This window comes from Streptomyces sp. NPDC051109 (assembly GCF_044455885.1).
GTDB lineage: Bacteria > Actinomycetota > Actinomycetes > Streptomycetales > Streptomycetaceae > Streptomyces.
The window spans coordinates 609,759-621,388 of record NZ_JBITFF010000001.1 but is presented as its reverse complement, the minus strand read 5'-3'; the positions used below and the strand labels follow the sequence as shown (position 1 = coordinate 621,388).

General features: G+C 73.2%; 10 protein-coding genes. 2 read left to right on the top strand and 8 right to left on the bottom strand.

Going from position 1 to position 11,630, the window contains the following annotated elements:
• Positions 1–7: 7 nt before the first annotated feature.
• Positions 8–454 (bottom strand): Lrp/AsnC family transcriptional regulator, encoded by a 447-nt coding sequence (locus ACIBAD_RS02675; protein WP_398903888.1) that lies wholly within the window; start codon positions 452–454, stop codon positions 8–10.
• Positions 455–548: 94 nt separating this feature from the next.
• Here ACIBAD_RS02675 and ACIBAD_RS02670 point away from each other — a divergent pair, with 94 nt between their 5' ends.
• On the top strand, positions 549–1,100 hold the full coding sequence (locus ACIBAD_RS02670; protein ID WP_134068323.1) for a rhodanese-like domain-containing protein: 552 nt from the start codon (positions 549–551) through the stop codon (positions 1,098–1,100).
• Between the two features lie 85 nt (positions 1,101–1,185).
• On the opposite strand, the gene ACIBAD_RS02665 is transcribed toward ACIBAD_RS02670, so the two are convergent.
• The 4 genes from ACIBAD_RS02665 to ACIBAD_RS02650 form a co-directional block, all read right to left on the bottom strand.
• Complete coding sequence (locus tag ACIBAD_RS02665) at positions 1,186–2,904, bottom strand: DUF885 domain-containing protein (RefSeq protein WP_398903886.1); 1,719 nt, start codon at positions 2,902–2,904, stop codon at positions 1,186–1,188.
• 168 nt (positions 2,905–3,072) lie between these two features.
• Positions 3,073–4,527 (bottom strand): GNAT family N-acetyltransferase, encoded by a 1,455-nt coding sequence (locus tag ACIBAD_RS02660; protein ID WP_398903884.1) that lies wholly within the window; start codon positions 4,525–4,527, stop codon positions 3,073–3,075.
• 217 nt (positions 4,528–4,744) lie between these two features.
• Positions 4,745–6,340 carry an alkaline phosphatase D family protein gene (locus ACIBAD_RS02655; RefSeq protein ID WP_398903882.1) on the bottom strand — a complete coding sequence of 532 codons (1,596 nt, stop codon included), beginning with the start codon at positions 6,338–6,340 and terminating at the stop codon, positions 4,745–4,747.
• Between the two features lie 106 nt (positions 6,341–6,446).
• Entirely contained in the window at positions 6,447–7,298 is an 852-nt protein-coding gene (locus ACIBAD_RS02650; protein WP_398903880.1) for an alpha/beta fold hydrolase, read from the bottom strand.
• A 295-nt stretch (positions 7,299–7,593) separates the two neighbouring features.
• Here ACIBAD_RS02650 and ACIBAD_RS02645 point away from each other — a divergent pair, with 295 nt between their 5' ends.
• Complete coding sequence (locus ACIBAD_RS02645) at positions 7,594–8,367, top strand: GntR family transcriptional regulator (protein WP_134068319.1); 774 nt, start codon at positions 7,594–7,596, stop codon at positions 8,365–8,367.
• Positions 8,368–8,470: 103 nt separating this feature from the next.
• Here the strand turns inward: ACIBAD_RS02645 and ACIBAD_RS02640 are convergent, their stop codons facing one another.
• The 3 genes from ACIBAD_RS02640 to ACIBAD_RS02630 all read right to left on the bottom strand — a co-directional run bounded on the left by ACIBAD_RS02640 (position 8,471) and on the right by ACIBAD_RS02630 (position 11,560).
• Positions 8,471–9,628 (bottom strand): ROK family transcriptional regulator, encoded by a 1,158-nt coding sequence (locus tag ACIBAD_RS02640; RefSeq protein ID WP_385586229.1) that lies wholly within the window; start codon positions 9,626–9,628, stop codon positions 8,471–8,473.
• 101 nt (positions 9,629–9,729) lie between these two features.
• On the bottom strand, positions 9,730–10,380 hold the full coding sequence (locus ACIBAD_RS02635; protein WP_134068317.1) for a response regulator transcription factor: 651 nt from the start codon (positions 10,378–10,380) through the stop codon (positions 9,730–9,732).
• Between the two features lie 4 nt (positions 10,381–10,384).
• Positions 10,385–11,560, bottom strand: coding sequence for a sensor histidine kinase (locus ACIBAD_RS02630; RefSeq protein ID WP_398903877.1), 1,176 nt, complete (start codon positions 11,558–11,560; stop codon positions 10,385–10,387).
• Positions 11,561–11,630 lie beyond the last annotated feature (70 nt).

The following is an 11,630-nucleotide window of genomic DNA, read 5'->3' as shown; positions in this document are numbered from 1 at the left end:
GCGGTCCTCAGGGACCGAGCGGACGCCTCGACAGGGGTGAGGAGTAGACGATGCTGGTGGTGACGGAGCCGAGGCCGGCGATCCGGCCCGCCACCTCCTCCAGATGGCTCATTGAGCGGGTGGCGACCTTGAGCACGAAGCAGTCGTCCCCCGTGACGTGGTGGGCCTCCAGGATCTCCGGGGTCGCCTCCAGCAGGTCGCGAAACGGCTTGTAGTTGCCGTGCGGATAGCGCAGCCGGACCAGCGCCAGGATGGACTTGCCCAACTTCTCCGCGTCCACCACCGCGGTGTACCCGGTGATCACGCCCGCCTCCTCCAGGCGGCGCACCCGCTCGGTGACCGCGCTCGCGGACATCGAGACGGCGCGCGCGAGATCGGCGAAGCTGGCCCGGCCGTCCTCTTGGAGGGCCGCCAGAATGCGCCAGTCGGTGGCGTCGGGGGAATAGTCGGTCATGAGGCAGGTGTAGCAGGGGAATCCCCGGCCGAACAAGGGGAAGGCCGGGGAAAGCCACTTCCCGGGATCATCGGCGGCTCGTAGATTCAGAGCCATGACGACGACACAGAACAGCGCCGGCCCGGCCGCCCCCGCCCCCGCTCCCGCCGCCCCCGCCCCTGCTCCCGCCGCCAACCCGGTGCTCCGGGTGCCTCCGGCCGCCCCGGCCGCTGCCGCCGCCTACTTCGCCGCGAGCCTCGCCTTCCACGCGGACGTGTCCGACGTCGCCGCCGCCTTCAAGGCCCACCGAGAGCAGGGCGCCGAGCTCGGCTTCCAGCTGGTCGACTCCCGCTCCACCCCGGCCTGGGACCAGGCCCACGTGCCGGGTGCGGTCCACCTGCCGACGGCCCTCGTCCCCGAGCAGGCCGAGCGGCTCCTCGACAAGGGCCTTCCCGTGGTCACGTACTGCTGGGGCCCCGGCTGCAACGGGGGCGCCCGCTCCGCGCTCGCCCTGGCCCAGCTCGGCTTCCAGGTCAAGGAGATGCTCGGCGGCATCGAGTACTGGATCCGCGAGGGCTTCGAGGTCGAGACCTGGCAGGGCGGCCGGCAGCGCGCCGAGGCGGACCCGCTGACCGCGCCGACCGACTCCGACGACTGCGGCTGCTGACGGTCCGGTTTCGCGACGGAACGCCGTACGGGCGGCCCCCTCCCTCGCAGGGGAGCGGGCCGCCCGTACGCGCGACCGCCGTCGGTCAGAGCTTCGACAGCTCGTCCACCAGGTCGTCCAGGCCCAGCGAGCCCTGCGACAGCGCCGCCATGTGCCACGCCTTCAGGTCGAAGGAGTCGCCGTGCGCGGCGCGGGCGTTGTCCCGCCCGAGCAGCCAGGCCCGCTCGCCCAGCTTGTAGCCGATCGCCTGCCCCGGCATCGACAGGTAGCGGGTCACCTCGCTCTCGATGAAGTCCGCGGGGCGGCCGCTGTGCAGGCCGAAGAACTCCTGCGCCAGCGCCACCGTCCAGCGCTCGCCCGGGTGGAACGGCGAGTCCGCCGGGATGTCCAGACCCAGGTGCATGCCGATGTCCACGATGACGCGCGCGGCGCGCATCATCTGGCAGTCCAGGTACCCGAGGCGCTGCTCGGCGTCCTTGAGGTACCCCAGTTCGTCCATCAGACGCTCCGCGTAGAGCGCCCAGCCCTCGACGTTGGCGCTGACGAGGCCGACGCTGGCCTGGTAGCGGGAGAGCTGGTCCGCGACGTGCGCCCACTGCGCGAGCTGCAGGTGGTGGCCCGGAACGCCCTCGTGGTACCAGGTGGAGACCAGGTCGTACACCGGGAAACGGGTCTGGCCCATGGTCGGCAGCCAGGTGCGCCCCGGGCGGGAGAAGTCCTCCGAGGGGTTCGTGTAGTACGGGGCAGCCGCGCCGCCCGGCGGGGCGATCATGGACTCCACCCGCTTCACGCGTTCGGCGAGCTCGAAGTGGGTGCCGTCGAGGTTCTCGATGGCCTCGTCCATGATGCCCTGGAGCCAGGCCTGGACCTCGTCGACGCCCTCGATGTGGGTGCCGTGCTCGTCGAGGTGGGCCAGCGCCTCCCAAGGACCCGCGCCCGGCAGGATCTTGGCGGCCTCGGCGTTCATCTCGGCGAGCAGCCGGTGGTACTCCGACCAGCCGTAGGCGTACGCCTCGTCCAAGTCCAGGTCCGTGCCGTTGAAGTACCGCGACCAGCGGGCGTAGCGCTCGCGGCCGACCGGGTCCGGCGCGTCCGCGACGGCGGGGGCGTACACGTCGCGCATCCAGTCGCGCAGTCCCGCGACGGCCGCGGTGGCTCCGGCGGCCGCCTCCTCCAGCCCGGCGCGCAGCGCCTCCGGGCCGCGGGACGCGAGTTCGCCGAAGAAGTCCGCGCCGTCGCCCTCCGTGCCGTCGCCGTCCTCGCCCGCCCAGGTGGTGAGCTGGTCTATGAAGGTGGCGGTGGCGCGCGGACCCCCGTACAGGCCGCGTTCCAGGCCGAGTCCGAGGCTCTCGCGGTAGCCGGCGAGGGCGGCGGGGACCGCGCGCAGCCGCTCGGCGATCGCGGCCCAGTCCTCGTCCGTCTCGGAAGGGGTCAGGGTGAAGACGTCGCGGACGGCGTGCGCGGGCGAGTGGATGTTGCTGACGGTCCGCAGGTCCTCGTCCGCCTCGTACACCGCGAGTTCGGCGTTGAGGCGCTCGCGCAGCAGGCGGCCGCAGCGGCGCTCGGCGTCGCTGTCGGCGCCGGGCAGCCGCTCGGCTGCGTCGAGGCGGGCGAGGGTGGAACGGGACAGGTCGGCGGCGGCCGCACGGCCGGCGGGCGAGAAGTCCGGGAGCCGGCTGGAGCACGCGGCGACACCGAGATAGGTGCCCGCGATCGGATCGATGGCAATGAGGTCGTCGACGTATGCGTCGGCGACCTGGCGGGGCAGCCGGGAGGCACTGTCGCTGCGAAGGGTCTCTGACATGCGGCCATCTTCGTACGAGGGACGGCTCCGCGTCATCACCGTTCGCTTTCAGCCTCCTGACGTGCACGGGAGCGGCGGAGCCTGGTTCCGCTCCCGTGCGGTCGAGGACGTGCGTCCGGGCGCGGGTCCACGCCGTGCGGCGCGATCCCGTGGGCCGGGTAGCCGGGTTCAGCGCGGGTGCTGCCGGCCGTACGGCTGCTGCGCGTGCGGGAGTTCGTACGGGACCCGGGAGACGACCGGCGTCGCGTCCAGCCGGGCCGTGATCACCAGGGTGCCCTCCTCGATCTGGTAGTCGAGGGGGAGGCCGAGGCCGCGCATGGCGGCGACCATGCCGGTGTTGGAGGACTGGGTGACGGCGTACACGCTGTCACAGCCGGCCTCCACGGCCATCGCGATCAGGCGGCCCAGCAGTTCGGAGCCGATCCCGCGGCGCTGCCAGTCGTCCTCGATCAGGAGCGCGACCTCGGTCTCGTCCCCGTCCCACAACAGGTGGCCGAGGGCGACGAGCTTGCCGGACGCGGTGGTGGCGGCGAGCGTACGGCCGAAACGGGGGCTCAGCAGGTGGCCGAGGTAGCGGTCGGCATCGGCGACGGGCCCGTGGTAGCGCAGGCCCAGGGTGCGCTCGGAGCAGCGGTCGTGCATCGCGCGAGCGGCGGCCAGGTCGGAGCCGTCGGCGCGGCGGACAGTGATCTCGTTGCCCTCGGGCAGGGTCAGCACGTCCTGGCTGCGCGGCACGCGCGGGCCGAGCCGGGCGTCGAGCTCTACGAGGGCGCGGGCGCGGGCGAACTCGGTCGGGGTGAAGGGCAGGTAGGGGCGCTCCACGGTGATGGCGCCGCCCGAGGGGTCGCGCAGCCGCATCACCGTCGTCTCCAGGACGCCCTCGACCGGGGCGTCGGCGCCCGCGTTGGGGCGGCCGGAGAGGGTGGTGGCCGGGATCGAGTGGATGGTGCAGCGGCCGAGCAGCTGGCGCAGGGCGAGGGGCAGCTCGGCGGCGTCCAGGGCGGTGCGGGTGGCCAGGCCCAGGACCCGGGTCGGGGTGTCGACCAGGTCGTGCGCGTCGGCGCGTTCGATCCAGGTGCTGTGGCCGCCGGCCCCGGCGATGGCGCGGGAGAGGTCGGGGGAGGCCAGCTGCTGCGGCGAGCGGAGCAGGAACTCGTCGACGGTGCCGCCCTCGGGGAGCGGGTGGGTCTGGAGCGTCAGGATGTCCACGCCGTGGTGGGCGAGCGCGCTGCAGATCGCGGCCAGGCTGCCGGGCTCGTCCCGTACGGTCGTCCGCATCCGCCACAGGGCGGTCGTGGCGGCGGTGGCGCTCTCCGACGCGGAACCCGATGCGGACGCGGACGCGGCGGCGGTCGTGCCGGGGGCCGGATCGGAGGGCGCTGTGCTCGGCGGCGGCGGTGCATGGCTGTGGCGCCGTGCCCACCAGGTGTGGAACGCCGTGGTGACCAGGAGCGCGACGGCCGAGGCGATCAGCAGGACCGGGCCGTGGGGGCCGTGCGCGACGAGATTGGCGATGCCGTCGGCGACCGCCACGGCGCAGAACAGCGCGGCCAGTTCGACGAGGTCGCGGCGCCAGTGGTGGCGGTGGTGGCGGTGTGCGGGGGCCTGGTTGCGTTCAGTCATGCATGCCACTGTGACGCAGGGGTGTTGCGTGATCACGAACGATCTGTGTCCGCCTGGTTAAGTGTCCGTCTGGTCGATTTCACCCGGTTTTTCGAGACGGCGGCGGGCATGCGGAATCCGCTGCGGCGGCCGGGGGCGGCGTCCCGGGTCCCGGTCCGGGCCCCGGACGTCCGGCGCCGGGGCCCGGCAGGTTCCGGGGGCCCGGGACCTGCGGTGGTTACTGGCCCACGCGTCCGGGCTGGAGCGAGGTGGTAAAGAGTACGCCGCCTCCCTGGCGCCGCAACCGGACGGTGAGTTCCCCGCACTCGCCGTCGATCTCGACCTCGCCGTAGTACGGGGGGTTCTCGGACGGTGACATGTTGGCGAGCGGGGCCGACTGGACGTAGGCGGTCTCGGGGCCGAAGGTGGCGTCGAGCCTCCCAGCGGGGAACCCGCCCGCGCCGATGGGACCGGAGACGAACTCCCAGAACGGCGCGAAGTCGGTGTAGGCGGCCCGCTCGGGGGCGTAGTGGTTCGCGGCCGTGTAGTGGACGTCGGCGGTGAGCCAGAGGGTGCCCGTGATGCGCTGGTGCTTGATGTGGCGCAGGAGTTCGGCGATCTGGAGCTCGCGGCCGAGCGGGGCGCCCGGGTCGCCCTGGGCGACGGCCTCGAAGTTCTCGGCGCCGTCGGGTACGACGATGCCCAGCGGCATGTCGGAGGCGATGACCTTCCACGTGGCGCGGGAGCGCGACAGCTCGCGCTTGAGCCAGGCCAGTTGTTCCCCGCCCAGGATGCCGACGGGGTCCACGGTCCGGCGGCCGGGTGAGTTGGCGTCGCGGTAGGTGCGCATGTCGAGGACGAAGACGTCGAGCAGCGGCCCGTACCGCATCACCCGGTACATCCGGCCCTCGGCGCGACCGCCGCGGAGGTCGGTGACCGGGAAGTACTCGCCGAAGGCCTGGCGGGCGCGGCCGGCGAGGGTGTCGACGTCGCGCACGCTGTAACGGGGGTCGTCGATCACCTGTCCGGGGTACCAGTTGTTGCGCACCTCGTGGTCGTCCCACTGGGCGAGGACCGGCACCTGGGCGTTGAAGTCGCGCAGGTTGCGATCGAGCAGGTTGTAGCGGAAGTTCCCGCGGAACTCGGCGAGGGTCTCGGCGACCTTCGCCTTCTCCTCGGTGGTGATGTTGCGCCAGATGCTGCCGTCGTGCAGGGGGACGGAGGCCTGGATCGGCCCGTCGGCGTAGATGGTGTCCCCGCTGAACAGGAAGAAGTCGGGGTCGCGCTGGCACATCTCGTCGAAGACGCGGTAGCCGCCCAGGTCCGGGTTGATGCCCCAGCCCTGGCCCGCGAGGTCCCCCGACCACAGGAAGCGCACGTTGTGGCGGCGCGAGACGGGGGTGGTCCGGAAGGTGCCGCGGACCGGCTCGCCCGTGCGGCGCGGGTCGTCCGGGTCGGCCAGGACCACCCGGTAGTGGATCTGCTGCCCGGGCGGGAGGTCGCGCAGGGTGGTGGTGCCGGTGAAATCGGTGGCGGGGCCGAGGAACGGGCCGCCGTGCCGCCGTACGCCGTAGCGGAACGACTCGCTCGGCGAGGTCTCGACGTACATCCGCGCCGGCCGGTCGGAGCGCGTCCAGACGGTGGCCGAGTGCGCGGTGATCTCACCTGACTGGGTGCCCCAGGCGGCGCTCGGGCGCCCGGAGCGGGTGAACGCCGCGGCGGTGGTGGGCGCGGCGAAGGCGGGCGCGGCGAGCGCGCCGGACAGGGCAAGGCCCACGGGAACGGCGAGTGAACCGCCGAGCAGGGAGCGTCGGGTGTGCGGCAGCGGTGCCATCGGGGCGTCTCCAGGGGCCGGCGGGGGCGGGTCGGACCAGTGTGCCGTCGCACACCGGCCCGCCCGCGTCGCCCAACCGAACCGTGGGTGAACAGCCGTCAGCAGCTCAGGACCGTTGGCCGGTTGTGGCGCGCACCGTGTCCAGAACCACGCGGGAGACCAGCGCCGGGTCGTCGTTCATGGGGACGTGGCCGCATCCGCGGAGCCGGACCAGCCGGGCGTCGGGGACCGTGTGCTTGGCGCGTACGCCCTGGCGCGGCAGGAGCAGCCGGTCGCGGGAGCCCCAGGCGATGGTGACCGGCAGGCCGGGCACGTCCGAGGTGAACCGTACGGAACGGCCTGCGGCGAGGGTCTCCTCGAAGCCGGTGGCCTCGCGCAGGGCGAGGGTCTCGGCGACCACGGCCTCGGGCGGCCGGCGGGACGGGTGCGCGTAGATGGTGCCGGTGAGCGCGGTCCGGCCGGCCGCGCTGCGCGAGAGCCGCTCCAGGGTGGAGTGGGGCAGCGTGAGCGCTCCGACGCGCATCGCGCGCAGGGTCGCGAAGGCGTACTTGCGCTCGGCCTCGGTCCAGAAGCCGGCGGGGGAGAGCGCGGTGACCGAGCGGACCAGGTCGCTGCGGCCCATTTCGAGGGCGAGGAGCCCGCCGAGGGAGTTGCCCACGACGTGCGGGCGCTCCACGCCGAGGGCCGTGCAGAGCGCCCCGAGCGCGGGGACGAAGGTGGCCAGGTCGTACGGGACCCCTTCGGGCAGCGGCTCGGAGGCGCCGAAGCCGGGCAGGTCGACGGCGATGACGTCGTGCTCGGCGGCCAGGATGTCGGTCACCGGGTGCCAGGCCTGGAGGTGGTGGCCGATGCCGTGGAGCAGGAGGAGGGGTGCGCCGGCGCCCTTGCGTTCGTAGGCGACGGTGGCGGTGCGGGGGCCCAGCGGCGATTCGATCGGGAAGGAGACCGTGGCGGTCATGCAGCTCCTCGTCGGGTGGACGCGTGTGAGACAGGCTGTCAGTAATGCCTACCGCCATGATTACCGCCCGGTAGCCCGGCGGGACAAGCCCTGGGCGCGTGTCGGGGGAGCGAGAACATCGCATGAACGGCTTGATACGTATGCCCGATGTGCCCGGTAAAGGGGTGAGGATTGGTCTTGACCAAGGGGGTGCGCCGTCCTATCGTCGCAGGGATAGTGCAGGAACCTTTAATAAACAAAGGCGCGGAACTGCCGCTGGAACACGGCGATTGCAGCGATGGCAGGAGGAGTCAGGGTGGGGACCACGCAGCTCGAAACGGTGCCGGAGCCTAAGTACTGGCACCTCAAGACCGTCCTCAGCGAGGCGCTCGACCAGGACTTCGCGGTGGGCGAGGTCCTGCCGAACGAGCGTGAGCTCGCCGCCCGCTTCGGAGTCGCCCGGGCGACCCTGCGCCAGGCCCTGGAACAGCTCGAACTCGAAGGACGGCTGCAGCGCCGCCGCGGGGTCGGCACCACCGTGGCCCCGCCGCGGGTCGGCGTGGCCGTCGGCAGCACGGGGCAGAGCTGGCCCGGCGAGAGCGTCGACGGCTGGGAGCTCGTCGACGCGGACGTGGCCGATGCCGCCGCGCCGTCCGCCGCCGTCCTGAAGCTCCTCGGTGGCGCCGGCGCCGCCGACCAGCCCGTGCACACCGTGCGCCGGACCCGGGTCTCCCACGGGCAGGCCGTCGCCGCCGAGCTGCTGTACGTGCCGGCCGCTTCCGTGCCCGGCCTCTCCGCCATCGACGCCCCGGCCGGACCGGCGCGCGCCCGGGCCGTGTTGCGCGAGCTGCAGCGGCTCGCCCTGGACGGGCAGGACCGCTCGGTGGAGCTCGGCTCCGCACGTGCGGACGACGCGAAGGAACTCGACCGGCTGCCGGGTGCGCCGGTGCTCGTGGTCACCACCCGGTACTTCACCGCCGCGGGCACGGCCGCCGTCTCGGTCGCCACGTACCGCGCGGACACCTGCCGCCTGACCTTCGGCGACTCGGGCGACGTGGAGATAACGCACGAAGCCCGCGTCGCCTCCTGACCTCCTGGGACCACGCGCAACTCCTGGGACCAGGCCCAACGCGACGGCCCCGCCCCGGCACCTGCCGGGGTGGGGCCGTTCGCCTTTCCGGCGTGGGGCGGGGTCAGCGACGGCGGGTCGTGACCGTCTTCTCCACCGCGAAGAGCTCTTCTTCCACGTGGTCCAGCGCCAGGCGCAGCGCTCCGGTGGCCACCGCTGCCTCGCCGAGCAGGGACTGCGCCACCCGCGGGGGACGCAGGCAGTAGCGCTCCAGTTCGCGGCGCAGGGGGTCCAGGACACCGGCCAGGCCGGCCGCCCAGCCGCCGACCACGACGAGTTCCGGATCCATGGCGAGGACCAGCGCCGCCACGTCGTGCACCAGCCGCTGGATGAAGCGCTCCACCGCGGCCACGGCCCGCTCGTCGCCCCGGCGGGCCATCGCGAAGACCTCGGCGACCGCCTGCTCGTCCAGGGGGTGCAGCGGTTCGCCGGTCGTGGACAGCAGTTTCTCGGGCGTGACGTCGCGGCCCAGCAGGTGCAGGGCGCCGATCTCGCCGGCCGCCCCGCCGAAGCCGCGGTGCAGCCGCCCCCCGATCAGTGATCCCGCGCCGGGGCTGAGCCCCGCCATCACGAACACCATGTCGTCGGTGTCCTGGGCGGCGCCCTTCCAGTGCTCGGCGACCGCGGCCGCGTTGGCGTCGTTCTCCACCTGTACCGGGCAGCGGAACGAGCGCCTCAGCCGCTCGCCGAGGGGCAGTCCGGTCCAGCCCGGCAGGGCCGTGCCCAGGCGTACGGTGCCGTCCGCCTCAACGATCCCGGGGCTGCCGACGCCGACCGCCCGCAGGGAATCCCGCGGTACGCCGGCCCGCCGCAGCAGATCTGCCACCGCCGCCCGCACCCGCTCCAGCCGCTCGTCGGCGGACGCCGTCTCGGCGACCTCCTTCGTGCCGGCGCCGATCACCCGCCCGTCCAGCCCGGACAGCAGCACCGCGATCCGGTGCGAGCCGATCTCGATGCCGAGCAGATGGCCCGCCTCGGCCCGGAACCGGTAGCGCCTGGCCGGCCGTCCCTGGCGCCGCGCACCCTCCTCCGCGCCGGCCTCGACGACGAGCCCGGTCCCGATCAGCCCCTCGACCACACCTTCGACGGTCGGCCGGGACAGGCCGGTCACCCGGGTGAGATCGGTGAGGGTCGGCGATTCGGCCGCCCGCAGTGCACGCAGCACCACGGCCGAATTGATCCGCCGGAGCAGAGAGGGATCCCCGCCGGTCAGCTGCCCCAACGTGTGTCCTCCCAGCTGGTGAGCTTGTCTGCCGGATCGTACTGTGCCCCCGGGGCAGCTGCGAGACGCAGCCCCCCACTGGCCGGAACCGGCTCCTCCCCTCAGGCCGGGGCGACGAATCCCGACTCGTACGCCGTGATCACCGCCTGGGTCCGGTCCCGCGCCCCCAGCTTGCCCAGAATGGCGCTCACATGGGACTTCACCGTCTCCGTGCCGACGATCAGCTCCTTGGCGATCTCGACGTTCGTCAGGCCGCGCGCCATCGCCCGCAGCACCGCTTCCTCCCGCTCGGTCAGCGCGGCCCGCTTCAGCACCGCCCGCGCCTGACGGTTCCCGTACTCCGCGGCCAGTGCCCGCACGGCCGCCGGGAACAGCAGCGTCTCGCCCTCGGCCACCAGCCGCACCGCGTGCACGATCTCGGAGGGGCGGGCCCGCTTCAGCAGGAACCCGTCCGCCCCGGCCCGCAGTGCCTGGTACACGTACTCGTCGTTCTCGAAGGTGGTCACCACGAGGATCTTCGGCGGGGAGTCCACGGTCCGCAGCACGGCCCGCGTCGCCTCGATCCCGTCGAGCAGCGGCATCCGCACGTCCATGGCCACCACGTCCGGCCTCAGCTGCCGCACGAGCGGGACGACGGCGGCCCCGTCGGCCGCCTCACCCACCACCTCGATGTCGGGCTGGGCATCCAGGACGGCACGCAAACCCGCGCGCACCAGGGGCTCGTCATCGACGAGCAGAACGGTAACCGGCATCCGGTCAGCGTATTCGCTCCAGCGGAAGCCGTGCGCGCACCCTCCAACTGCCCTCGAACGGCCCCATCTCGGCCTCCCCGCCGAGCAGCGCGGCCCGCTCCCGCATCCCGCGCAGCCCGCTCCCGCTGCCGGGGATGAAGGTCGGCCCCTCCGGCAGCGGGTTCGTGACCTCCATGTCCAGCCTGCCGACGGCCATCTCCACCCGGATCCGGACCGGTACCGGCCCGCAGTGCCGCAGCACGTTCGTGAGCGCCTCCTGCAGGATCCGATAGCCCTCACGGGTGACCGGACCCGGCAACTGTTCCAGCGGCCCGGTCAGTTGGGCGTCGACCTCCGCACCCGAGGCCCGGGCCGACTCCAGCAGCCGGTCGGCCTCGGCCAGCGTCGGCCGCTGGGAGACGGGCTGCGCCGACTCCCGCAGGACCAGCAGGACCCGCTCCAGGTCCTCCAGCGCTGTCCGGCCCGTCTCCTCGATCGCGCTCAGCGCCCGGTCGGTGAACTCGGGGTTGCCGGCGGCCCGGGCCGCCCCCGCCTGCACCACGGCCACGGTCAGGGCGTGCCCGATCGAGTCGTGGAGCTCCCGCGCGATGCGGGTGCGCTCCAACAGCTGCTCGGTGCGGGCCTCGAGGGCGCTGAGCCGCTCGGCGGCCGAAGGACCCAGCAGCCGGCGCGCGACCGCGGTGACCAGCTCGCCCAGCAGCACCACTATGGCGAGGAGAAGCACCAGCGGCACCGGAACGAGCAGTGCGGCGGCCCAACGCGGCGGAGCGTAGGGGACCATGAAGTCCGAGTTGAGCGGGTGCCCGAGGGCAGCTGCGACCAGTTCGACCGTCACCGCCGGGAGCCACACGGTCGCGGCCATGGCGGCCAACGCGATGACGAGCCGTGCCTCAAGCCACAGCAGCGTCCGCCACCGGTCGCCCCACCGCGCCGACGGTGCGGCACAGATGCCGCTGTCGAGCTCGCCGCGGTCGTGCGGCGTGAGCAGGAACTGCGCCTGCAGCCCTTCGGCCAGCCGCACCCAGGGCACCAGGCCGAACGGTATGACGATGACCAACGGCATCCACGGCCACGCGGGCTCTATGAACATCCACAGGGCCAGCAGCAGCACGGGCACGCACAGATGCAACCAGCGTGAGTAGGTCACCGGTTGGAGCGGGGCACGGAGCAGTCGGTACATGCACCCATCGTGGCAGTGACCGGCCCGGACGCGTCTCCCCCACGTGGGGGAGACGGCACCCTCGCATGGG